17 protein-coding genes are annotated in these 23,025 nt (G+C 70.2%); 12 read left to right on the top strand and 5 right to left on the bottom strand.

Features of this window, described 5'->3' with window-relative positions:
* The first annotated feature begins 121 nt into the window (after positions 1–121).
* Together OG975_RS40880 and OG975_RS40875 are read left to right on the top strand one after the other, a co-directional pair.
* On the top strand, positions 122–1,987 hold the full coding sequence (locus OG975_RS40880) for an ABC transporter ATP-binding protein (protein WP_406334635.1): 1,866 nt from the start codon (positions 122–124) through the stop codon (positions 1,985–1,987).
* Positions 1,984–2,904, top strand: coding sequence for a serine/threonine-protein kinase (locus OG975_RS40875; protein ID WP_406334634.1), 921 nt, complete (start codon positions 1,984–1,986; stop codon positions 2,902–2,904). The genes OG975_RS40880 and OG975_RS40875 overlap by 4 nt, the downstream gene beginning before the upstream one ends.
* Positions 2,905–2,964: 60 nt before the next feature.
* On the opposite strand, the gene OG975_RS40870 is transcribed toward OG975_RS40875, so the two are convergent.
* Entirely contained in the window at positions 2,965–3,711 is a 747-nt protein-coding gene (locus OG975_RS40870; RefSeq protein ID WP_406334633.1) for a hypothetical protein, read from the bottom strand.
* Positions 3,704–4,288, bottom strand: coding sequence for an RNA polymerase sigma factor (locus OG975_RS40865; RefSeq protein ID WP_406334632.1), 585 nt, complete (start codon positions 4,286–4,288; stop codon positions 3,704–3,706). Before OG975_RS40865 ends, OG975_RS40870 begins: the two co-directional genes overlap by 8 nt.
* 201 nt (positions 4,289–4,489) lie before the next feature.
* On the opposite strand from OG975_RS40865, the gene OG975_RS40860 reads away from it, so the two are divergent.
* Complete coding sequence (locus OG975_RS40860; RefSeq protein ID WP_406336692.1) at positions 4,490–4,930, top strand: cupredoxin domain-containing protein; 441 nt, start codon at positions 4,490–4,492, stop codon at positions 4,928–4,930.
* A 40-nt stretch (positions 4,931–4,970) separates the two neighbouring features.
* On the opposite strand, the gene OG975_RS40855 is transcribed toward OG975_RS40860, so the two are convergent.
* Positions 4,971–6,053, bottom strand: coding sequence for a hypothetical protein (locus tag OG975_RS40855; protein ID WP_406334630.1), 1,083 nt, complete (start codon positions 6,051–6,053; stop codon positions 4,971–4,973).
* Between the two features lie 85 nt (positions 6,054–6,138).
* Complete coding sequence (locus OG975_RS40850; protein ID WP_406334629.1) at positions 6,139–8,829, bottom strand: FAD/NAD(P)-binding protein; 2,691 nt, start codon at positions 8,827–8,829, stop codon at positions 6,139–6,141.
* A 295-nt stretch (positions 8,830–9,124) separates the two neighbouring features.
* Here OG975_RS40850 and OG975_RS40845 point away from each other — a divergent pair, with 295 nt between their 5' ends.
* From OG975_RS40845 to OG975_RS40835, 3 genes are all read left to right on the top strand, one after another.
* Positions 9,125–10,384: an Ig-like domain-containing protein gene (locus tag OG975_RS40845; protein ID WP_406334627.1), complete on the top strand. Its 1,260-nt coding sequence runs from the start codon at positions 9,125–9,127 to the stop codon at positions 10,382–10,384.
* 175 nt (positions 10,385–10,559) lie between these two features.
* Positions 10,560–11,960: a glycoside hydrolase family 16 protein gene (locus OG975_RS40840; RefSeq protein WP_406334626.1), complete on the top strand. Its 1,401-nt coding sequence runs from the start codon at positions 10,560–10,562 to the stop codon at positions 11,958–11,960.
* A gap of 15 nt (positions 11,961–11,975) precedes the next feature.
* Positions 11,976–13,502 (top strand): glycoside hydrolase family 64 protein, encoded by a 1,527-nt coding sequence (locus OG975_RS40835; RefSeq protein WP_406334624.1) that lies wholly within the window; start codon positions 11,976–11,978, stop codon positions 13,500–13,502.
* A gap of 55 nt (positions 13,503–13,557) precedes the next feature.
* Here the strand turns inward: OG975_RS40835 and OG975_RS40830 are convergent, their stop codons facing one another.
* The gene (locus OG975_RS40830) at positions 13,558–14,469 is read right to left on the bottom strand and encodes a helix-turn-helix domain-containing protein (RefSeq protein ID WP_406334623.1); all 912 of its coding nucleotides are present in this window, start codon (positions 14,467–14,469) and stop codon (positions 13,558–13,560) included.
* A gap of 146 nt (positions 14,470–14,615) precedes the next feature.
* Here OG975_RS40830 and tkt point away from each other — a divergent pair, with 146 nt between their 5' ends.
* The 6 genes from tkt to gnd are packed head-to-tail and all read left to right on the top strand — an operon-like array spanning position 14,616 to position 23,020.
* Positions 14,616–16,691 carry a transketolase gene (tkt, locus tag OG975_RS40825; protein ID WP_406334622.1) on the top strand — a complete coding sequence of 692 codons (2,076 nt, stop codon included), beginning with the start codon at positions 14,616–14,618 and terminating at the stop codon, positions 16,689–16,691.
* Between the two features lie 19 nt (positions 16,692–16,710).
* A complete protein-coding gene (gene tal, locus OG975_RS40820) occupies positions 16,711–17,856 on the top strand; it encodes a transaldolase (protein WP_406334621.1) in 1,146 nt (381 codons plus the stop codon).
* Positions 17,853–19,562, top strand: a complete 1,710-nt coding sequence (gene zwf / locus OG975_RS40815) for a glucose-6-phosphate dehydrogenase (RefSeq protein ID WP_406334620.1) — start codon at positions 17,853–17,855, stop codon at positions 19,560–19,562. The genes tal and zwf overlap by 4 nt, the downstream gene beginning before the upstream one ends.
* On the top strand, positions 19,559–20,494 hold the full coding sequence (gene opcA / locus OG975_RS40810) for a glucose-6-phosphate dehydrogenase assembly protein OpcA (RefSeq protein WP_406334619.1): 936 nt from the start codon (positions 19,559–19,561) through the stop codon (positions 20,492–20,494). Before zwf ends, opcA begins: the two co-directional genes overlap by 4 nt.
* Positions 20,487–22,133 (top strand): glucose-6-phosphate isomerase, encoded by a 1,647-nt coding sequence (pgi, locus tag OG975_RS40805; protein ID WP_406334618.1) that lies wholly within the window; start codon positions 20,487–20,489, stop codon positions 22,131–22,133. The genes opcA and pgi overlap by 8 nt, the downstream gene beginning before the upstream one ends.
* 8 nt (positions 22,134–22,141) lie before the next feature.
* A complete protein-coding gene (gnd, locus tag OG975_RS40800) occupies positions 22,142–23,020 on the top strand; it encodes a phosphogluconate dehydrogenase (NAD(+)-dependent, decarboxylating) (protein WP_406334617.1) in 879 nt (292 codons plus the stop codon).
* Positions 23,021–23,025 lie beyond the last annotated feature (5 nt).

Genomic DNA, 23,025 nt, shown 5'->3' with positions numbered 1-23,025 from the left:
CGTCATCGTCGTCACAGCCGCCGTTCCGGTGACGATCATCACTGGTAACCGCACACGGCTGAGTGGGCCGGAGCCGGCAACTCCGGTCCGCTGAGTCCGCGATCTTCTAGGAACCCATGTCATGGCGCGTGTCCCCCGGCATGTCCTGCGGCGTCTGCTGTCGGTGGGCGAGGATTCCGATGCCGTCGTCGCTGCCGCACCACCGGTGCCCCTGAGCGGGGTCTTCCGGCGTTTCTGGCCGTATACGCGCGGGGGCAGGCGCTGGCTGGTCGTCCTCCTGTGCTTCAGCCTGATCGGGCCCGTGCTCGATGGGGCCGAGGTCTGGATTTTCAAGATCGTGGTGGACGACGTGCTCGTCCCGCGCGATCTGAGCCCGTTCCCCTGGATCGCGCTCGCCTACCTGGGGCTCGTCATCGGTTCCGGCCTGCTGGGCTTCGCCGACGACGTGACGTCCACCTGGGTCAGTGAGCGATTCCTGCTGGCTCTGCGGGCGGACGTGTTCCGGCATGTCCAGAGCCTTTCGCTGGGGTTCTTCGAACGACGGCGGCTGGGGGATGTGCTGTCGCGTGTCACGGGCGATGTCGACGCGGTCGAGACGTTCCTCCTGTCGGGCGTGGCGAACGCCCTCTATTACGTGGTCGAGGTGGGCGTCTTCCTCGGTCTGCTCTTCTACCTGCAGTGGGATCTGACCCTCCTCGCGCTCGTCATCGTGCCGCTGTTCTGGAGTGCGGCCCGCCACTTCTCCCGGCTGATCAAGGACGCGTCACGGGAGCGCAGACGCCGGAGCGGTTCGCTCAGCGCGATCGCCGAGGAGTCGCTCGGCAACGTCGCATTGGTACAGGCGTACAACCGGCAGGGCTGGGAGGAGCGCCGGTTCGAGCGCGAGAGCGTGGGCAAGTTCCGGGCGGCGATGACGTCTGCACGGATCCGCGCCGTCTACGGGCCGATCGTCGAGATCATCGAGGTGACCGGCGCGCTGGCCGTCATGGCGCTGGGTACGTGGAAGCTGGCGCAGGGGCAGCTCACGCTGGGCGGCCTGCTGGTCTTCCTCGCGCTGATCAGCAAGCTCTACGGTCCGCTCCGCGATCTGTCCCACCTCAGCAACACGTTCTACGCGGCGTCCGCCTCCGCCGAGCGGATCATCGAGTTGCTCGACCAGCGCCCCCAGGTCGTCGAGGCCGCCGGAGCCCGGCGGCTCGGGCGTGCCTGCGGAGATGTGGAGTTCGAGGGCGTCTCCTTCCGCTATCCGGGCACGTCCCGGTGGGCACTCGCGGGCGTGTCGTTCCGAGCGGCGCCCGGCGAGACGCTGGCGCTGGTCGGGGCGAGCGGCGCCGGCAAGTCCACCGTCGCGAAGCTGCAGCTGCGCTTCTACGACCCGGATCAGGGCACGGTCCGCATGGACGGAACCGACCTCAGAGACCTGCGGCTGTCCGAGGTGCGGGAAAGCGTCGCGGTGGTCCTGCAGGAGACGCTGGTCTTCCACGGCACCGTGCGGGAGAACATCGCCTACGGCCGCCCGGAGGCGACGGAGGCGGACATCGTCGCCGCGGCCCGCGCCGCCGACGCCCACGAGTTCATCCGGCTGCTTCCGGAGGGCTACGACACCGTGGTGGGCCAGCACGGCCGGACGCTGTCCGGTGGGCAGCGCCAGCGCCTCGCGATCGCCCGCGCGATGATCAGGAACGCTCCCGTGCTCCTGCTCGACGAACCCACCACCGGGCTGGACGCCCGGTCGGGTCGGCGGATCATGGAACCGCTGCGCCGGCTCATGGCCGGGCGGACCACCATCGTCATCTCGCACAATCTGCTCACCGTGCGCGACGCCACCCGCATCGTCGTGCTCGACCACGGCCGGGTCGTCGAGCGCGGCACACACGAGGACCTGCTGGCCCACGGCGGGACCTACGCCCAACTGCACCGCCTGAACGCGGTGACGGACCACAGCACCTTCGCCGCCTCCCCGCCCACCGGGAAGGTGCGGTCATGAGCCGGGCCACCGCAGCACCGCCTCCGCCTCTGACACCCGGAACGAAACCCGCGCCGGGCTACGAGATCCTGGCGCACCTGGCGCGGACCGGCTGGCTCGACCTGTACGACGCCTGGAGCGAGGAACGCGACTGCCGGTGCGTCGTCAAGGTCGTCCGCCCCGACCGCCGCCACGAGGAACGACTGCGTGACCGGCTGCTGCGTGAGGGCCGCTGGCTTCGAGCCTTCACCCATCCGCACCTGGTCCGCGCCTACGACACCTTCGAGTTCCCCGAGCCGCTCGTCGTACTGGAAACCCTGACCGGTGAGACGCTGTCCCACCTCATCCACCGGTTGCGGCGCCGGCCGGCCGCCGAGGACGTGGCCCTCCTCGGCGTGCACCTGTGTTCCGCGATGCACTACCTCCATGGTCAGGGCCTGCTGCACCTCGACCTCAAGCCGTCCAACGTCGTGGTCGACTGCGGGCACGCCAAGGTGCTCGACCTGAGCGTCGCACGGCCGCCCGGCATCGCTCCCGCGGGCGTCGGCACATTCTGCTATCTCGCACCCGAGCAGGCGCGCGGCGGGCCGCTGACGGCCGCCGCCGACGCATGGGGCATCGGTGTCACGTTGTACGAGGTCGCCACCGGCGACCTGCCGTACGACTGCGGTGAGACCGTGGACGAGGAGGGGGCGGAGACGGGGGCAGAGGCTGGAAACGGGACCGGCGACGACACGACCGGCCGGGACGACTGGTATCCGCAGCTCGAAGAACCTGCTCCGCCGATCGGGTCCCGCCGACGCCTGCCGCGGGACCTCGCCACGGCCATCGACGGCTGCCTGCGGCCCGATCCGGCAGCCCGGCCCACCATCTGGGAACTCGCCGCCGCCTTCGACGCGGCTCTGCCGTGGCAGCGGCGCCATGTGCCACAGGCATGACTGATCCGCGGGGGCGCGCCGGAGCCGTAACGCCATCGGTCCGACGGGGCGCGGCCAGGACTATGCCGCCTCTTCGAAGTGCGCGGTGGCGAGGACGGTGCCGTCGGCGGAGGTCAGGCGAGCGCCGGACAGGGTGGACGGCTCCACCGGTATCGGGACTTCCCAGGAGCCGTAGCCGTCGTGCAGGGCGAAAGTGCCCACGCGCACGGTGGTGCCGTCCATCCGCTCCAGCAGACAGGTGACCTTCCCGCTGTACGCGATCCCGGCGTCGTCCAGATCGATGGCCATGTACACCCAGCCCGGCGATCCGGGACGGGCGAAGACCTTACCGGCCGAGTGGCCCTGGGCGCCGAGTGTCATCAGATCCGCGGCCATCAATCCTGTCCCGGCCTCGGCGGGCCGCGAAGGGGCGGCCGCGTTCTCGACGACCGTGCCGACGGCCCAGCCGCCGAACCCGGCGGCGAGCGCCAAGGCGGCAACGGCGGACGCGACCCGCAGCCGCACACGTCCGCGGAACCCCTTGCGCACGCGACCTTGCCCGCGCGTGTTCCGGCGACCGTCGTGCGCCGCCGCGGCCTGGGCCAGCGACCGCGCCACCCGGGTCTCGAACCCGACCGGCGGTTCGCTGCCCGGCAGCAGGCCGACCAGCCCGTCGCCGACGAGGGTCAGCTGCCCGACGTACTCCCGGCAGTCCGAGCACCGGTCCAGATGCGCGACAGCCTCGGCCCGCTCCCGGCCCGGGAGAACGCCCAGAGCCAGCTCGGCACCGATCTCCTGCAGCTTTTCGCAGGTCACGTCCTTAGACATCGTCGCCTCGCTTCGGAGACGTGAGCATGGTCCGTAGTCTCCCCATCGCTGTCCTGATCCGCGTCTTGGCCGTGCCCAGCGGGATCTTCTCCCGGTCGGCGATTTGCTGAGCCGTCATTCCGTAGATGCCCGCCATCACCAGGGCACGGCCCTGTTCACGCGGCAGTCGTGCCACGGCGGCACGCAGCCCGGACGACGCCTCGTCCGCGATCGCCACCTGCTCGGGAGTCTCGGTCACGACACCGAGGAGCGCGTCGAGATCTTCGGGTGCGAGCGGCTCCGGCCGACGCGAGCGGACGGCGTCGATGGCGAGGTTGTGCGCAATGGTCGTCAGCCAGGTCATCACCGAACCGCGGCGGGAGTCATAGATCTGCGCGTGCCGCCACGCGCGCTCGAACGTCTGCTGGGCGATGTCCTCGGCTAGCTGCGGATCACCGAGGACAGCGATGGCGACACCGAAGACCCTGTGCTGGAACCGCCGTACGAAAGCAACCGCGAGTTCTGGGTCGCCAGTGGCCAGTCCGGACAGCAGAGCTTCGTCCGAAAGGCGGCCTACTGGGATCCCGAAACCCGTCATATCTGCATATACGGATCATTCCGGTCAGGGGATTGCCTGGCGGCGACGGAAGATCGCCTTCCCATTGCCCTCCAGGTCCACCACCCAATCCATCGGGCCCGGCGGCCCGTACCTCATACGAACCGTACGAGCCCCTTGCGGGACGCAACGCTTTGGGGGTCACAGATGCCAAGGACAACAGCCCGATACCGGACACGCGTGATGACGGGACTGGCCGCCGGTGTCCTCACGAGCGTGCTCGCCGCCTGCGGCGGCGGGGCATCGACCGGGAGCGGGACGGGAAGTCACACAACGCCGAAGGCCGGCGGTCAGCCGGGAGTGACCAAGGTCGACGTCACACTGGTCGACTACCGCATCACACTGTCGAAGCCGGCCTTCACAGCCGGACGCTATGACTTCGTCGCCAAGAACAACGGTCACCAGGTGCACGCACTCGAGATCGAAGGCCCCGGCGGTGAGCACCGCACCCGGACCCTCGCCCCGGGTGAGTCCGCGAGCCTCGCCGTGACCCTCAAGCCGGGCACGTACGAGGTGTACTGCCCCGTGGACGGGCACAAGGACCTGGGCATGGAGACGAAGATCACCACGGTTGGCGGCGGTGCGTCACCGAGCAACAGCACGAACAGCGGAGGCGGTTACTGATCTTGGAGGCCCCGGCCGCCGGCACCGCAGCCGAAACCCTTCAGCCGAAGCAGTCCGTCCCGGTCACCGGCCGGCCGGTGACGGACCGCTTCGCGAGGTGCGCGCGGAACTCGTAGCAGCCTGTGCTCGTGTGGTTGATGTCCAGGGCGTTGACCTTGGCGACGACGACCACCTCGGACGGTGACCGCTGCACGCCGACGGGCACGGCGACCGGGGCGTCGAGCGAGAGTTCGCGCCCCTCGTCCGTCTGTTGCAGGGCGAACACCCGCTTCAACTCGGCGCCGGTCAGGGTACCGTCCGCGACCGCCCGTTCGAGCCGGTGCTCGATCTGCCGGGATCCGGCGTCGAGTTCGGCCCGCAGGGCCGCCGCCGCACTGGCCTGCTGCTCGCGCCGGATGCGATCGCAGCCGTCCGGCCCGAGCTTCCTGGTGGTGACGGTGACGGGCTTCTCCCCGGCGCGGAACTCGTAGCAGTCACGGTCCGCCGGGACTTTCACAACACCCCCTGGCCCCCTGGACAGCAGGGCAAGGGTGATCAGCTGGCCGCGCTTCGTCTCCTGGCCCGTCCGCACGATGCCGCCGGTCTGCCAGACGGAGGCGTTCTGGACGCCGGTGAGCCCGCCGCGGGTCACGGCCGCGCGCAGTTCCACGACCACGTCCGCGGCGACCGCGGCGGGGTCCCGGTAGCCGGTGGTCGCCGACCGGTCCCGGCAGACGGCCTTGGGCAGTTCGTGGACGGAGACGGGAGGCGGGGAGGAGGCCGGGACCAGGTCGAACCGGTAGCAGCCCGAGGCCGAGCCGCCGTACCAGCCGCCCCCCACGATCGCGAACGACTCGGTAACCGTGACCCGTCGGCCGTGCCGCCGGACCTCGGCCGCGCTCGCCTTCCCGTTGCCGCCGCGCGTCGACCGGTCGATCTCGGTCCCGAGCAGGGAACCGTCCGAGGCCGCCCGCGACAACAGGTCCCGGGTCTGTTCCACGGACTCCTTCATCCGCTCCCGCGCCCGGCCATCGGCTCGTCCGGACGCCGTACTGAGCCACCACATCCCGAACAGCACCAGGACCAGGGCGGTCGTCAGCACGGCCAGACAGCCGTTCAGCACGCATCCCCCGCGTCTCGCCATGCCCGCAGGGTGCCCGCCCCGGGCCCCGTCGACGGGGCCCGTGTCCGACACGTGATCGAACGGGGCCCCGCCCGAGACAGCCGACTCAGCCGGGCAGCGCGGCAAGCAGCCGCCGGTCCCGAGGCGCCGCCCCGCGGTCGAGGCGGGCGTCGAGGAGCCGCCGGGCCGCGTCGCAACGGCCCGCCGCGACAAGGGCGTACAGCAGGGTCTCCTCGACGACTTCGCGCTGGGCCGCGCTGCCGCCGACCTTGCGGAGCACGGGCAGGAGTGCGTCGAGGCCGCGGGCGGCTTCCTGGAAGCGTTCCTCGACGAGGGCGGCGAAGGCCTCGCACAGCGGGACGATGACCTCGCGCTGTACGGGGTCGGCGCCCGCGGCGTGGTCGCGCAGCCGGCGCAGGGCCGCGAGGTCCCCGGCGGCGGCGAGGGCGACCGCCGCGTGCAGCGCGGTGAACGCGGTGGCGGGCCGCTCCACGACCTCGCGCGCGACCGAGCCGAGGACGTCCGCCGCGGGCACCTGCCCCCGCCAGCTGTCGCTCAGCCGGGCCCGCCACAGCAGCGACCCCGAGTCCACCAGGGCCCGCACCCCGCTCACCCTCCCGGGCCCGAGCTGCGCGAACCACCGCTTGCGTACGGCGGCGGGGTCGTCCAGGGCGAGTTCGTGCAGCGCGATGTGCCAGGAGAAGTGCGCCCGGTGGACGGCGCCCCGGCCCTGCCCGGACACCCACGCGTCGAGCCAGTCGCGGCCCTCCTCATGGGCGCCGGACTCGTAGTGGACATGGGCGAGCGCGTGCACGGCGTGTCCGGAGGCGGGCTCGGTGGCCAGCGCGCGGTGGGCCAGTTCGGCGGCCTCGTGGAAGCGGCCCTGTTCCTGGCGCAGGAAGGCGAGGAGCGAGGTGTGGAACCAGTGCCCGTCGTACGCGGGCGAGGTGCGCTCGACCAGGCGCAGCGCGTAGCTGTTGTCCAGGTCGTTGATGCCGGAGAAGGCGATGGTGGGCACGGCTGTGGCGAGCGCGAGCGCGTCGGCGGGGTGCGCGTCGAGGTGCCCGAGCAGGGCGCCGGCGCCGGCGTCCGCCGAATCGCCGTGCACGCGGCGCGTGACGACGTCCACGAAGGAGCGCTCGCGCTCGTCGGCCCGTTCGCGCGCGGAGCGCTGCGCGTCGGCGAGAGCCCTCGGTACGTCGACGGAGGCGCCGCACTCGTGACCGAGCAGGGCGAGCGCGGCGTGCCCGAGCGCGAAGCCGGGGTCGAGGGCGACCGCGCGTCCGAAGGCGTCCTCGGCTCCGGACCTGACCTTGAGGACGCGGTCGAGTCCGGTGCGGTAGGCGGCGGCCGCCTCGGCGTGGGTGGACAGCGCGAGGCCGTGCGCGTCGACGGGCCGGCGGCGCGCCCGGCGGGTCGTACGCGCGGGCCGGGTGAGCGGTTCGAGCAACTCCTGGGCGAGCGCAGCCGCTTGGACCCGGATCTCTGGGACGGCCGTGGTCTCCCACAGTTCGCCGCGGCGCGGGGCCCCGAGCGTGAACAGCGGGCGCTCGGCCCGGCCCTCGGCGTCGAGGAGCCGGCCGTCGCGGGTCGCGACGCCCATGCCGAGGGGGCCGGGCACCGCGGCCCCCGTGTCGAACAGCGAGCGCCACAGGGGGTCTTCGGGGCGCGGCCCGGGTCCGGTGCAGTCGATGACCCAGCCGGCTCGTATCTCCCGGCCGTCGGAGAGCACGACTGTCAGCGAGCCGTCGTCCTGGACGGCGGCGTCGGTCACGGCTCCCGCGCGCACCTTGAGCCGGCGGGCCGTACGGGCACGGGACACCGACTCGGCCGTCGCGGGCGCCATCCGATGACGGTGGGTGTTCCACAGCGCGCCCTCCCGCTCCAGGAACGCGGCCCGCTCCTCGGGGGTGAGGCTGTGCCACAGCCGCGCGGTGTGCGGACGCAGACTGTCGAGCGCGGGCCGCCAGTCGCCGTGGGTGCGGACGGCCCTGCCGATGTGCCGGTAGACGGTCCTGCGCAGCGCGGTCAGCGACGGCGCGTCGAGCCCGTCGGGGGCTGCCATCGCCGCGGCGGGGCTGAGCGCGTGCGGCTGGGGCAGCAGGCCGCCCCGGGAGACGGCGTGCACGGTGCGCCCGGGCCGGTCGAGGCTGAGCGCCAGGTCGACCGCTGTGAGTCCCGTGCCGACGAGCAGCACGTCGGCGGTGTCGGCGAGCGGACCGTCGAGGGCGCCGGATGCCCAGGGGGACCGTATGAAGCGCGCGGACGTACGCAGTCCCTGTGGGGCCCAGTGGCTCCGTGCGGCGGCGGGCCCGGTGGCGAGCACCGCGCTGTCTGCGATCAGCTGTCCCCCGTCGGCGAGTTGGAGCTCCACCCCGCCGTCGGGGGTGCCGGTACAGCTTTCCGCCCGCGTCCGCAGCCGGCGTACGGCGACCGTGCCGTGGGCGCGGACGATGGCCTGGGCCAGGGTGTCGGCGAGGTAGGCGCCGTACCGGTACCGGGTGGCGAAGTCGGCGCCCTTGACGGTGGGTTCGCCGTGCCGGCAGAGCCAGCGGGTGAAGTGTCCGGGGTCGTCCGGGTAGCAACTCATGCCGCTCGCGGGCACGTTGAGCCGATGCCGTGGGTCGGGCGTGGCGTACGCGGTGCCGCGTCCGGCCTCCGGCGCCGGGTCGACCAGGACGAGGTCGAGGGACACCCGGCGGCGCGCGGCCGTCTCGCACAGCTGGACCGCCGTCAGCGCGCCGGCGGCGCCCGCTCCGACGATGGCCACGGTGTGCCGCTTGCGGGCTGGAATCACGAATACCTCCGGCGGGGTCTGCTGCGGGACCAGTAAGCGGAACTCCTTGTTCACTATTCCGACCGGAGAGGTGGGGAAAGGCCGGCGGGACGGAGATCTCACCGGAAACTCAGGGCGCCGGTCGGCTGTTCATACTCTGTTCACAAACCGGGGCGGCCCGGCAACCGTGGTTTCAGGACGTCTCACAGCGTCTCTTCACAGGAATCTCAGGTGGGGCCTCGCGGATTCAAAGGATCAACCCATGAAAGTGGCACAAGATGCACCCCCAGTGGTGGTGATCTAAGAAAGGCGTGCCGTGGGCGTCCCTGAGATATCGAACCGGTCCGAGCAGAGCGCGAACCGGTCCGGCCGGCCCGCGTGGTCGCGGCGCGGGATCCTCGCCGTCCTCGGCACCGTGCCGGCGGTGGCCCTGACGGGCTGCAGCGGCTCCGCCGACGCCTCGGAGGGGACGAACGCCTCGGCGAAGGCCGCCGCGAGCACGAAGGCCAAGGCCAAGACGCCGACCGTGAGCGTCACCCCCGCCGACGGCACGAAGAAGGCCGATTTCAGCAGCCCGGTCGAGGTGACCGTGGCGAACGGCACCCTGTCGACCGTCAAGGTCACCGGGAACGACGGTTCCACCCTGGCCGGGTCCTTCAACGACGCCCGTACGAAATGGACCTCCACCAAGAATCCGTACTCCGGCACCAAATACACGGTCACAGCGAAGCCGCAGGGTGCCGACGCACACACCGCGAGCTTCGTGACGAAGTCCCCCGGCGAGACCTTCGTGGGGTACTTCACACCCGAGGCCAATTCGACCTCCGGTGTCGGTATGCCCGTGTCGATCAACTTCACCGAGGCCGTCAAGGACCGCGCCGCCGTGGAGAAGGCGATCACCGTGACGGCGGAGCCCGCGGTCGAGGTGGTCGGCCACTGGTTCAGTGACACCCGGCTCGACTTCCGGCCCGAGGAGTACTGGGCCGCGGGCACGAAGATCACGCTGAGCCTGCGCCTGAAGGACGTCGAGGGCACGGACGGTGTCTACGGCACGCAGTCCAAGGACGTCGTCTTCAACATCGGCCGCCGGCAGGTCAGCACGGTAGACCTGGCGAAGAAGACGATGACGGTAGAGCGGGGCGACTCGACCCTCGCCACGTATCCGGTGAGCGGCGGCGACTCCGACCACACCACCTGGTCCGGGATCATGGTGATCAGCGAGCGGTTCAAGCAGACCCGGATGGAGTCCTCGACGGTCGGTCTCGGCGACGAGTACGACATCTCGGACGTCCCGCACGCCCAGCGCCTGACCACCTCCGGCACCTTCATCCACGGCAACTACTGGGCCTCGACCTCGATTTTCGGAAGCACCAACACCAGTCATGGCTGCATCGGTCTGCACGACGCGAAGAGCGCGAACGACACCTCCGTGGCGGGCTACAAGTTCTACAACAGCTCGATGCTCGGTGACGTGGTGGTCGTCAAGAACTCGGGCGAGAAGACCGTCGAGGCGTCCAACGGCCTCAACGGGTGGAACCTGTCATGGGTTGACTGGACGGCGGGGAGCGCTCTCTAGCAACGCATCCCGGTAAGTCCTTCCTTCACATCGTGAACTCCCTTCTGCCGAAGGGAGTTTCTTTGCTTTACCTCTTGACGACCGGAGTGACAGAGAGCACATTGGCCGCGCAGCTGCCTTTGAGAGCGCTCTCAACACCACCCGCGCACCCCACTCCGTACCCGAAGAGGCACTCATGCGTGAAACTTCCGGCACACCCGTCAGACGCGGCTCCCTGAAACGCGTGCTCATCGCCGTGTTCAGCACGCTCAGCCTGGCGGTGGCCGCGGCGACGGCCGCCACCCTCCCCGCGGACGCGTCCGCCCCCACACCCCCGACCGGCTGGTCCCAGGTCTTCCTCGACGACTTCAACGGGGCCGCCGGAACCGGCGTGAGCACCACCAACTGGCAGTACGACACCGGGACTTCCTACCCCGGCGGCGCCGCCAACTGGGGCACCGGCGAGGTCGAGACGATGACCTCCAGCACCAACAACGTGGCACTCGACGGCAGCGGCAATCTGCTGATCACCCCGCGGCGCGACTCCGCGGGCAACTGGACCTCGGGCCGTATCGAGACCAACCGCACCGACTTCCAGCCGCCCGCCGGCGGCAAGCTCCGCGTCGAGTCGCGGATCCAGATGCCGAACGTGACCGGCGCCGCGGCCAAGGGCTACTGGCCCGCGTTCTGGATGCTGGGCGCGCCCTACCGCGGCAACTACCAGAACTGGCCGAGCGTCGGCGAGCTGGACATCATGGAGAACGTCCAGGGCCTCAACACCGACTGGGCCACCGTGCACTGCGGCACCAACCCGGGCGGCCCCTGCAACGAGACATCGGGCATCGGCGGCAACACGCCCTGCGCCGGCACGACCTGCCAGGCCGGCTTCCACACGTACGCGATGGAGTGGGACAAGTCGACGAGTCCCGAGGAGATCCGCTTCTACCTCGACGGCGTCAACTTCCATACAGTGAAGGCGAATCAGGTCGACGCGACGACCTGGGCGAACGCCACCAACCACGGCTTCTTCATCATCCTGAACGTGGCGATGGGCGGCGGCTTCCCCGACGCCTTCGGCGGTGGCCCGGACAGCGGCACCGACCCCGGCCACCCACTGGTCGTGGACTACGTCCAGGTGCTTCAGTCCAGTGGGAGCGGTTCCACGACACCTCCGCCGACCGGCAACCGTGACGCCTACAGCGCGATCCAGGCCGAGTCGTACGACAGCCAGTCGGGCACCAGCACCGAGACCACCACGGACACCGGCGGCGGGCAGGACATCGGCTCGCTGGCGAACGGCGACTACGCGCTCTACAAGGGCGTCAACTTCGGTTCCACCGCGGCCAAACAGTTCTACGGCCGGGTCGCCAGCGGCGCGGCGGGCGGCGTCAGCGGGCTGGTCGAGGTGCGCCTCGACAGCCGTACGAGCACCCCGATCGGCAGCTTCTCGTTGGCCAACACCGGTGGCTGGCAGTCCTGGAAGACGGTGCCCGCCAACATCAGCTCGGTCACCGGAACGCACGACGTCTATCTGACCTTCACCAGCGGCCAGTCGGCGGACTTCGTGAACGTCAACTGGTTCGACTTCGGTCACTGAGAGGTGAGTTGACCGATGACCCCACACTCCCCGGCCAGGCCGGCCGTGCCACGCTCCGAGGCCAGGCGGCTCGTGACAGCCGTCCTGACCGCCCTCCTCACGGTGCTGGCGCTCGGCCTGGCCGGGGCGGTGCCCGCGAGGGCCGCCGCCGACTACACCCAGGGCGTCGACGCGACCGGCTCCGGCTCGGTCCGCGTCTGGTTCACACCCAGCACGCCCGCGTCGCTGGTCGACGTGCACTATCTGTCGCCCGGCGCCGGCCAGCAGAACTTCCGGATGACGAACAACGGGGGCACCTGGCAGCAGAACGTCAGCGGCCTGCCGAGCGGCTTCACCCTGGAGTACTGGTTCACGTACGAGAAGAGCGGCCCGCTCTACGACACCCCGCACTTCACCTACACCGTCGGCAGCGGCGGAGGGGGTGGCGGCGGTGGCGGTACCGGCAGCTTCCCGATCACGTTCCAGAACAACACCCGGGGCACGTACGCCAGTTCACAGATCTACGTCACCGTGCTCGGTCAGGTGACGCCCGGTCAGTGGTCGTACATGAAGTCCGACGGGACCACGACCCACATCAGCCACCTCGACGCGACCGCGCCGGGCCATCTGACCAAGAACGGCGTGAACTACCCGAACATGTCGTTCACGCTGGCCCAGTCGGGCGGTTCGGTGCCCTCTCCGACGTCGATCCGCGGCGGCCGGATCTACGTCTCCCTCGGCTCCCCGCTGTACATCCCGGTCTCCCCGGACGACCAGGGCTGGGGCGGCCCCGACCTGCGCAACCCGAACGACCCCAACACCGACGTCTACTACGACTGGTACGAGTACACGTACGTCTTCGGGCAGGTGGCGTTCGGCGGCAACACCACCTCGGTCGACCAGTTCGGATTCCCGATGACCTCGCGTCTGACGCAGACATCGAGCGGCTACGACACCACGCGGGGCATCACGCTGACCCGCGCCCAGGTCATGTCGCAGTACGCCGCCTCGGTGGGCGCGGCCTTCAAGCCGCTGCAGAACACGTACCGGATCATCGCCCCGCGCTCCTCGAACCTCTTCCTCGCGGGAGGCTCCCAGGCGAACTACCTCCAGTCGTCCATCGACCAGACCTGGTCCTACTACTCCACCCACCCCTTCAAGCTGACCCGGCTCGGCGAGACCTTCGCGGGCCAGGTCTCCGGGACCACGCTCACCTTCACCAAGAACGGCGCCGGTCCCTACACCCTCCAGAAGCCGTCCTCCCCGGACGTCGTGGCCTGCGCGGGCGCGCTGGCCTCGGGCAGTGACCCGGAGAAGCAGCTCGGCGCGGAGTTCTGCGCCGCGTTCAACCGGGGCGTGGCCCTCGACACCTCAACCTGGTACACCCCGTCCGCCTACTACACCGGAGGCATCAAGAACGACTACGCCGCGTTCTTCCACACCGTCGGCCTCGACAAGCGTGCCTATGCCTTCCCCTACGACGACATCAACGACCAGTCGTCGGTACAGATCCTGGGCAACGCGAACCCACCGACCGGGCTGACGCTCGGCGTCGGCTGGTGAACCACGGACAGAACCACCGGTAGTCGAGAGGGGCGGGCCCGACGGCCCGCCCCTCTCAGCGCAGCTCCGCCCGGAACGCCACCGGCGTCGTCCCCGTGTGCTGGTAGAAGAACTTGGAGAAGTTGGCGGAGTCCGGAAAGCCCACGGCGGCGCCGATGCGGCCGATGGGCATGTCGGTGTGCGCGAGGAGGCGCTTGGCCTCCAGGATGACCCGTTTGCCGATGAAGCCCTTCGGGGTCTCGCCGGTGGCCGCACGCACCGCGCGGACCAGGGTGCGGCGGGAGTAGCCGAGGGTGTCGGCGTACGCGCTGACGCTGTGGTTGGTGGCGAAACCCTTCTCGACCGCGTCCCGGAAGCGGGTGAAGGTGGTGTCGGTCTGTTCGCGGGCCGCCTCGGCGGAGCTCGCCGCGAGATGGGCGAGGCGCAGCAGGAACGCGGTCAGGGAGTGCCGCAGCACCGCGGTGTGCAGGCTGAGCGGCAGCGTGGTCGTGTCGACGTACTCGCGTTCCAGCTGGGCCAGCGAGTGCTCCAGGGCGGCCAGCTGGTCGGCGTCGGGGCGCAGCAGCGGGGGCAGGTCGTAGCGGTAGAGGCCGGTCGCCTCGACGGTCGCCCGCGGCAGGAAGCCGGGCTGCATGATCAGGACGGTGCCGCGGTAGCGGTCGGTGCTGGAGAAGCGGTGCACCTGGCCGGGGCGGATCCACAGGATGTCGCCGGCCGAGACCTCGTACTCGGCGAAGTCGACCATGTGCTTGACGGGGCCCTCGTGGAAGAGCATCACGACGTGGAAGTCGATGCGGTGCACGCGCTCCAGGGGCGCGTCCGCGTGCCAGACGCGGCCCGTCCCCATCGCGCCGACCTGCACGCCGACTCCGGAGAGGCTCAGGTCGACGGGGAAGGGGAAGGTCTTGATCCCGTCCGGGGTCCCGCCTTCGCCCCCTGCACCGCCTTGGGTGGTTCTGTCTGCCATGTCCTTCTCACGTCGGCTCGGTACGGCACTCCGTGTCCCACTTTCACCGAAGGCTGACACACGGGCACCTTCCCCAGCAAAAGTCAGACTTTTAGGTTTGAAGGCGTTCCACCAGAGATTGCCCATCCAGTGAGGACTTCTTGAAGATGAGTACGCAGACCCCTGACGGCTTCGAATGGACCGAGCTCGACCGCCGAGCCGTCGATACCGCGCGCATTCTGGCCGCTGACGCCGTGCAGAAGGTCGGCAACGGCCACCCGGGGACGGCGATGAGCCTGGCCCCGGCCGCGTACACGATCTTTCAGAAGGTGATGCGTCACGACCCCGCCGATCCGGAGTGGACCGGCCGCGACCGCTTCGTCCTCTCCCCCGGTCACACCTCGCTGACCCTTTACACCCAGCTCTTCCTCTCCGGCTACGAGCTCGAACTGGACGACCTGAAGGCGTTCCGTACGCACGGGTCCAAGACGCCGGGCCACCCCGAGTACGGGCACACGGCGGGCGTCGAGACGACGACCGGGCCGCTCGGCCAGGGTGTCGCCAACGCGGTGGGCATGGCGATGGCCGCCCGTTACGAGCGCGGCCTCTTCGACCCCGAGGCCCCCGAGGGCGAGTCCCCCTTCGACCACACCATCTGGGCGATCGTCTCGGACGGCGACCTGGAGGAGGGCATCTCCGCCGAGGCGTCCTCGCTGGCCGGGCACCAGAAGCTCGGCAACCTCGTCTTCGTCTACGACGACAACCACATCTCCATCGAGGGCGACACCGCCACCGCGTTCTCCGAGGACGTCCTGAAGCGGTACGAGGCGTACGGCTGGCACGTGCAGCGGATCGAGCCCTCCGCCGACGGCGACATCGACGTGCACGCGCTGCACGCGGCGCTCACGGCGGCGCAGGCCGAGACCGGGCGCCCCTCGATCATCGCGATGCGCACGATCATCGCCTGGCCCGCGCCGAACGCGCAGAACACCGAGGCCTCGCACGGCTCGGCGCTCGGCGCCGAGGAGATCGCCGCCACCAAGCGCGTTCTCGGCTTCGACCCGGAGAAGTCATTCGAGGTCGCGGACGAGGTGCTCGCCCACGCCCGCCAGGCCCTCGACCGCGGTGCCGAGGCGCACGCCGCCTGGGACAAGCGGGTCGGCGAGTGGCGCACCGCCCAGCCCGAGCGCGCGAAGCTCTTCGACCGTGTCGTCGCCGGTCAGCTGCCCGAGGGCTGGGAGTCGGCGCTGCCGGTCTTCGAGGAGGGCACGTCCGTCGCGACCCGTGCCGCCTCCGGCAAGGTCCTCCAGTCGCTCGGCGGTGTCCTCCCCGAGCTGTGGGGCGGCTCCGCCGACCTCGCCGGCTCGAACAACACCACCATCGACAAGACGTCCTCGTTCCTGCCGAAGGGCAACCCGCTGCCGGAGGCGGACCCGTACGGCCGCACCGTCCACTTCGGCATCCGTGAGCACTCGATGGCCGCCGAGATGAACGGCATCGCGCTGCACGGCAACACCCGCATCTACGGCGGTACGTTCCTGGTGTTCTCCGACTACATGCGCAACGCCGTGCGCCTGTCCGCACTGATGCAGCTCCCGGTGACGTACGTCTGGACGCACGACTCGATCGGCCTCGGCGAGGACGGCCCCACCCACCAGCCGGTCGAACACCTCGCCTCGCTGCGCGCCATCCCCGGCCTGAACATCGTCCGCCCGGCCGACGCCAACGAGACGGCGATCGCCTGGGCCGAGATCCTCAAGCGGCACGCGACCAACCCGGCCCCGCACGGTCTGGCGCTGACCCGCCAGGGTGTGCCGACGTACGCGCCCAACGAGGATGCGGCGAAGGGCGGTTACGTCCTGCGCGACTCCTCCACCGAGACCCCGGACGTCGTGCTCATCGCCACCGGCTCCGAGGTGCAGCTCGCCGTCGCCGCGCGCGAGCGGCTGGAGGCCGAGGGGGTCGGCACCCGGGTGGTGTCGATGCCGTCCGTCGAGTGGTTCGAGGAGCAGTCCGCCGAGTACCGCGCGAGCGTGCTTCCGCCGTCGGTGAAGGCCCGCGTGGCGGTCGAGGCGGGCATCGGCCTGACCTGGTACCGCTACGTCGGTGACCACGGACGCATCGTTTCGCTGGAGCACTTCGGTGCCTCCGCCGACGCCAACACCCTGTTCGCCGAGTTCGGTTTCACCGCCGAGAACGTCGCCGCCGCCGCGCGGGAATCCATCACCGCCGCCCGCGGTTGATCCGTTCGCACGAAGGAAGATGATCACAGTGACCGAAGCAACCGCGACCGCGGCAACCCTGAAGCGCCTCTCCGACGAAGGCGTCTCCATCTGGCTGGACGACCTCTCCCGCAAGCGGATCGAGTCCGGCAACCTGGCCGAACTCATCGCCACCCGGCACGTGGTGGGCGTCACCACCAACCCGTCCATCTTCCAGGCCGCCATCGGCTCCGGAGAGGGCTACGAGGAGCAGCTGGCCGACCTCGCCGAGCGCGGCGTGACGGTCGACGAGGCCGTCCGCATGATGACGACCCAGGACGTGCGCGCCGCCGCCGACATCCTGCGCCCGGTGCACGACGCGACCGGCGGCCAGGACGGCCGGGTCTCCATCGAGGTCGACCCCCGCCTGGCCCACCACACGGCCGCCACGATCGCCGAGGCCAAGCAGCTCTCCTGGCTGGTCGACCGCCCGAACGTGATGATCAAGATCCCGGCGACGAAGGCCGGCCTCCCGGCGATCACCGAGGTCATCGGTCTCGGCATCAGCGTCAACGTCACGCTGATCTTCTCGCTGGAGCGCTACCGCGAGGTGATGGACGCCTACCTGGCGGGCCTGGAGAAGGCGAAGGCCGCGGGCATCGACCTGGCCGGCATCCACTCCGTCGCCTCCTTCTTCGTCTCCCGCGTCGACAGCGAGATCGACAAGCGTCTCGCCAAGGCCGGCACGGACGAGGCGCTCGCGCTCAAGGGCAGGGCGGCGCTCGCCAACGCGCGGCTCGCCTACGAGGCGTACGAGGAGGTCTTCGGCACGGACCGCTGGACCGCCCTCGCCACGGCGGGCGCCCACAAGCAGCGCCCCCTGTGGGCCTCGACGGGCGTCAAGGACCCCGCGTACAAGGACACCCTGTACGTCGACGAGCTGGTCGCGCCGGGCACGGTCAACACCATGCCGGAGGCGACGCTGAACGCCACCGCCGACCACGGTGACATCCACGGCGACTCGGTGACCGGCGGCTACGCCGAGGCCCGCGCCGACCTGGCGGCCGTCGAGGCGCTCGGGATCTCCTACGACGAGGTCGTCAAGCAACTGGAGGACGAGGGCGTCTCGAAGTTCGAGGCGGCCTGGGGAGATCTGCTCGACGCGGTGGCGGCTTCGCTGCGCGGCAAGGGAGTTGAGGGGGAATGACCAAGCGTGAGGCGCTTCCCGACAGCACCGCGCAGGATGCGGCCGCCGCGCCGGAGGGATCTGGTGACGCGGCCGTGGAACCGACCGTGGTGACGGCGGACTCCGGTGCCGCGAACGCCGAACCCGCCGAACCCGCCGACGCGGCACAGCGGGCGCTCGCCGAGGCACTCGGTCTCCCGGCGTCCGACTGGGACAACCCGCTCCGCGACCCCCGCGACCGCCGGCTCCCCCGTATCGCGGGCCCGTCAGGCCTGGTCATCTTCGGTGTCACCGGCGACCTGTCCCGCAAGAAGCTGATGCCCGCCGTCTATGACCTCGCCAACCGGGGTCTCCTCCCGCCGGGCTTCTCACTCCTCGGGTTCGCCCGCCGCGAGTGGGCGGACCAGGACTTCGCGCAGGTCGTCCACGACTCGGTGCGCGAGCACTCCCGTACGGAGTTCCGTGAGGAGGTCTGGCAGCAGCTCGCCGAGGGCATGCGGTTCATCCCGGGCGACTTCGACGACGACATGGCGTTCAAGCAACTGCGCTCCGCCGTCGACGAGTTGGACTCCTCCCGGGGCACCAGCGGCAACTACGCCTTCTACCTCTCCGTACCGCCGAAGTTCTTCCCGAACGTCGTCCAGCAGCTCAAGAAGCACGGCCTCGCGGACGCGCCGGAGGGTTCCTGGCGGCGCGCGGTGATCGAAAAGCCGTTCGGCCGCGACCTGGCGAGCGCGCGGGAGCTGAACGCGATCGTGCACGAGGTGTTCGACCCGGACCAGGTGTTCCGGATCGACCACTACCTCGGCAAGGAGACCGTCCAGAACATCCTGGCGCTCCGCTTCGCCAACCAGATGTACGAGCCCATCTGGAACCGGTCGTACGTCGACCACGTCCAGATCACCATGGCCGAGGACATCGGCATCGGTGGCCGCGCCGGCTACTACGACGGCATCGGCTCCGCCCGGGATGTGATCCAGAATCACCTCCTCCAGCTGATGGCGCTGACCGCCATGGAGGAGCCGGCCGCCTTCGACGCCGAGTCGCTGCTCACCGAGAAGCTCAAGGTCCTCCGGGCCGTGAAGGTGCCGGAGAAGCTGGGCGAGCACACCGTGCGCGGGCAGTACGCGGCGAGCTGGCAGGGCGGCGAGAAGGTGCGCGGCTACCTCCAGGAGGACGGCATCGACCGCGCCTCGACGACCGACACCTACGCGGCCGTCAAGCTGGAGGTCGACAACCGCCGTTGGGCGGGTGTCCCCTTCTACCTGCGCACCGGCAAGCGTCTTGGCCGCCGGGTGACGGAGATCGCGGTGGTCTTCCAGCGCGCCCCGCACTCCCCGTTCGACTCCACGGCCACCGAGGAGCTCGGCGCGAACGCGATCGTCATCCGCGTCCAGCCCGATGAGGGCATGACGGTGCGCTTCGGATCGAAGGTCCCGGGTACGTCGATGGAGATCCGGGACGTCACCATGGACTTCGCGTACGGCGAGTCGTTCACCCAGTCCAGTCCGGAGGCGTACGAACGGCTGATCCTGGATGTCCTGCTCGGCGACGCCAATCTCTTCCCCCGTCACCAAGAGGTGGAAGAGTCCTGGAAGATCCTCGACCCGATCGAGGGGTACTGGGAGAACCACGGCAAGCCCGCGCAGTACCCCTCGGGCAGCTGGGGTCCGAAGGAAGCCGACGAGATGCTCGCACGAGACGGACGGAGCTGGCGCAGGCCATGAAGATCGACCTGACCGACACCACGGCAAGCAAGATCAACAAGGCGCTCGTGCAGGGGCGCCGTGCCATCGGCACTCCTGCCGTGGGCATGGTCCTGACGATGGTCATCGTCACCGACGAAGAGAACGCGTACGACTCGATCAAGGCGGCCGAGGAGGCCTCGCGCGAGCACCCCTCGCGCACCCTGGTCGTCATCAAGCGGGTCGCCCGCACGCCGCGCGACCGCACCAACTCCCGTCTGGACGCGGAGGTGCGCGTCGGCTCGGACGCGGGCACCGGTGAGACGGTCGTCCTGCGGACGTACGGCGAGGTGTCCGACCACGCCGACTCCGTGGTCCTGCCGCTGCTGCTGCCGGACGCGCCCGTCGTCGTCTGGTGGCCGGTGGACGCGCCCGACGTCCCGGCCAAGGACCCGCTGGGCGCCCTCGCACAGCGCCGGATCACCGACATGTACGCCGTCGAGCGCCCGCTCCAGGCCCTGGAGGCCCGCGCCTCCTCGTACGCGCCCGGCGACACCGACCTGGCGTGGACCCGGCTGACGCCGTGGCGCTCGATGCTGGCCGCCGCGCTCGACCAGGCCCGGACGAAGGTGACGTCGGCGGCCGTCGAGAGCGAGGCCGAGAACCCGAGCGCCGAACTGCTGGCCCGCTGGCTGGAAGCCCGGCTGAAGGTTCCGGTCGAGCGGGTCGAGACCGCGGGGCCCGTCGTGACCGCCGTACGGCTCGGCACCGCGGGCGGCGAGGTCGTGATCGACCGCCCCGAGGGCCCGCTCGCCACGCTGTCCCTGCCCGGCCAGCCCTCCCGCACCCTCGCGCTGAAGGTGCGCTCCACCTCCGAGCTGATCGCGGAGGAGCTGCGCCGCCTCGACGCGGACGAGATGTACGCCGTCGCCCTGCGGGGCGAGGGCACCAAGGAGACCCCCAGTCATGTCTGACTCCCCCAAGCTCACGCGGCGCCCCGAGTGGGTGGCCCTGGAGGACCACCGCGCGGGCGGGCTGCTCCACCCGCGGCTGCGTGAGCTGTTCGCCGCCGACCCCGCTCGCGCGGAGCGTTACGTCGTGCGGGTCGGCGACCTGCGGATCGACTACTCCAAGCATCTGATCACCGACGAGACCCTCGCCCTGCTCCAGGAACTGGCCACCGCCACCGATGTGTTCGGGCTGCGGGACGCCATGTTCCGGGGCGAGAAGATCAACGTCACCGAGGACCGTGCGGTGCTGCACACCGCGCTGCGCGCCCCCCGCGACGCCGTGATCGAGGTGGACGGCGAGAACGTCGTCCCCGCGGTGCACGACGTGCTGGACAAGATGGCCGACTTCGCCGGGCGGGTCCGCTCGGGCGAGTGGACCGGGCACACCGGCAAGCGCATCAAGAACGTCGTCAACATCGGCATCGGCGGCTCCGACCTCGGTCCGGCGATGGCGTACGAGGCGCTGCGCGCCTTCTCGGACCGCGAGTTGACGGTCCGGTTCGTGTCGAACGTCGACGGCGCCGATCTCCACGAGGCCGTCCGCGACCTCGACCCGGCCGAGACGCTGTTCATCATCGCCTCGAAGACCTTCACCACGATCGAGACGATCACCAACGCCACCTCGGCCCGCTCCTGGCTGCTCGGCGGGCTGGGCGGCGACGAGAAGGCGGTCGCCAAGCACTTCGTGGCGCTGTCGACGAACGCCGGGAAGGTGTCGGACTTCGGTATCGACACGGCCAACATGTTCGGGTTCTGGGACTGGGTCGGCGGGCGCTACTCCTTCGACTCGGCGATCGGCCTGTCGCTGATGATCGCGATCGGCCCGGACCGGTTCCGGGAGCTGCTCGACGGGTTCAGGATCGTCGACGAGCACTTCAAGAACGCTCCCGCCGAGGCCAACGCCCCCTTGCTGCTCGGCCTGTTGGGCGTCTGGTACGGCAACTTCCATGACGCGCAGTCGCACGCCGTCCTGCCGTACTCGCACTACCTGTCCAAGTTCACGGCGTACTTGCAGCAGCTGGACATGGAGTCCAACGGCAAGTCCGTGGACCGTGACGGCCACCCCGTGGGATGGCAGACCGGGCCGGTCGTGTGGGGCACGCCGGGCACCAACGGGCAGCACGCGTACTACCAACTCATCCACCAGGGCACCAAGTTGATCCCGGCCGACTTCATCGGCTTCGTCAACCCGGTCGCCGAGCTGAGCGACGAGCTCAAGGACCAGCACGACCTGCTGATGGCGAACTTCTTCGCGCAGACGCAGGCGCTGGCCTTCGGCAAGACGCCGGACGAGGTGCGCGCCGAGGGGGTGTCCGAGGAGCTGGTGCCGCACAAGACGTTCAAGGGCAACCACCCGACGACCACGATCCTCGCGAGCGAACTCACGCCCTCGGTCCTCGGCCAGCTGATCGCGCTGTACGAGCACAAGGTGTTCGTCCAGGGCGCGGTCTGGAACATCGACTCGTTCGACCAGTGGGGCGTCGAGCTGGGCAAGGTCCTCGCCAAGCGCGTGGAACCCGCCCTCACCGAAGGCGCTGACGTGCCCGGTCTCGACCCCTCCACCGCCGCCCTCGTGGCCGCTTACCGCACTCTCCGAAAGTAGTGAACAACATGCAGCTCGGACTCATCGGCCTCGGCAAGATGGGTGGCAACATGCGCGAGCGGATACGCCGCGCGGGCCACACCGTCATCGGCTACGACCGCAATCCCGACCTCGCCGACGTGAGCAGCCTCGCCGAACTCGTGGGCAAGCTCGAAGGCCCCCGCGTGGTCTGGGTGATGGTGCCGGCCGGCGCCGCCACCCAGTCCGTCATCGACGAGCTCGGTGACCTCCTGGAGCCCGGCGACACCGTCGTCGACGGCGGCAACTCCCGCTGGACGGACGACGAGAAGCACGCCGAGGAGCTGGCGGCCAAGGGCATCGGCTTCGTCGACGCGGGCGTCTCGGGTGGTGTGTGGGGCCTGGAGAACGGCTACGCGCTGATGGTCGGCGGCGACGCGGAGCACATCGCGAAGGTGCAGCCGGTCTTCGACGCGCTCAAGCCCGAGGGCGACTTCGGCTTCGTGCACGCCGGCAAGGTCGGTGCGGGTCACTTCTCGAAGATGGTCCACAACGGCATCGAGTACGCGATGATGCAGGCGTATGCGGAGGGCTGGGAGCTCCTTGAGAAGGTCGACTCCGTCACGGACGTGCGCGAGGTCTTCCGCTCCTGGCAGGAGGGCACGGTCATCCGCTCCTGGCTGCTCGACCTCGCCGTCAACGCCCTCGCCGACGACGAGCACCTCGACAAGCTGCGCGGCTACGCGGAGGACTCGGGCGAGGGCCGCTGGACCGTCGAGGCGGCCATCGACAACTCCGTCCCGCTCCCGGCGATCACCGCCTCCCTCTTCGCGCGGTTCGCGTCCCGCCAGGACGACTCCCCGCAGATGAAGATGATCGCGGCGCTGCGCAACCAGTTCGGCGGCCACGCCGTCGAGTCCGCGAAGTAACGGCC

It is taken from the genome of Streptomyces sp. NBC_00203, assembly GCF_045206325.1.
Lineage (GTDB): Bacteria > Actinomycetota > Actinomycetes > Streptomycetales > Streptomycetaceae > Streptomyces > Streptomyces lutosisoli.
The sequence above is the reverse complement of the archived record's forward strand: the minus strand, read 5'-3'. Positions and strand labels throughout refer to the sequence as shown.

Excerpts from the sequence above, each read along its gene's own strand:
- OG975_RS40880 (WP_406334635.1), top strand. The coding sequence starts at position 122 with ATGGCGCGTGTCCCCCGGCATGTCCTGCGGCGTCTGCTGTCGGTGGGC.
- OG975_RS40875 (WP_406334634.1), top strand. The coding sequence starts at position 1,984 with ATGAGCCGGGCCACCGCAGCACCGCCTCCGCCTCTGACACCCGGAACG.
- OG975_RS40870 (WP_406334633.1), bottom strand. The coding sequence starts at position 3,711 with ATGTCTAAGGACGTGACCTGCGAAAAGCTGCAGGAGATCGGTGCCGAG.
- OG975_RS40865 (WP_406334632.1), bottom strand. The coding sequence starts at position 4,288 with ATGACGGGTTTCGGGATCCCAGTAGGCCGCCTTTCGGACGAAGCTCTG.
- OG975_RS40860 (WP_406336692.1), top strand. The coding sequence starts at position 4,490 with ATGACGGGACTGGCCGCCGGTGTCCTCACGAGCGTGCTCGCCGCCTGC.
- OG975_RS40855 (WP_406334630.1), bottom strand. The coding sequence starts at position 6,053 with ATGGCGAGACGCGGGGGATGCGTGCTGAACGGCTGTCTGGCCGTGCTG.
- OG975_RS40840 (WP_406334626.1), top strand. The coding sequence starts at position 10,560 with ATGCGTGAAACTTCCGGCACACCCGTCAGACGCGGCTCCCTGAAACGC.
- OG975_RS40835 (WP_406334624.1), top strand. The coding sequence starts at position 11,976 with ATGACCCCACACTCCCCGGCCAGGCCGGCCGTGCCACGCTCCGAGGCC.
- OG975_RS40830 (WP_406334623.1), bottom strand. The coding sequence starts at position 14,469 with ATGGCAGACAGAACCACCCAAGGCGGTGCAGGGGGCGAAGGCGGGACC.
- tkt (WP_406334622.1), top strand. The coding sequence starts at position 14,616 with ATGAGTACGCAGACCCCTGACGGCTTCGAATGGACCGAGCTCGACCGC.
- tal (WP_406334621.1), top strand. The coding sequence starts at position 16,711 with ATGATCACAGTGACCGAAGCAACCGCGACCGCGGCAACCCTGAAGCGC.
- zwf (WP_406334620.1), top strand. The coding sequence starts at position 17,853 with ATGACCAAGCGTGAGGCGCTTCCCGACAGCACCGCGCAGGATGCGGCC.
- opcA (WP_406334619.1), top strand. The coding sequence starts at position 19,559 with ATGAAGATCGACCTGACCGACACCACGGCAAGCAAGATCAACAAGGCG.
- pgi (WP_406334618.1), top strand. The coding sequence starts at position 20,487 with ATGTCTGACTCCCCCAAGCTCACGCGGCGCCCCGAGTGGGTGGCCCTG.
- gnd (WP_406334617.1), top strand. The coding sequence starts at position 22,142 with ATGCAGCTCGGACTCATCGGCCTCGGCAAGATGGGTGGCAACATGCGC.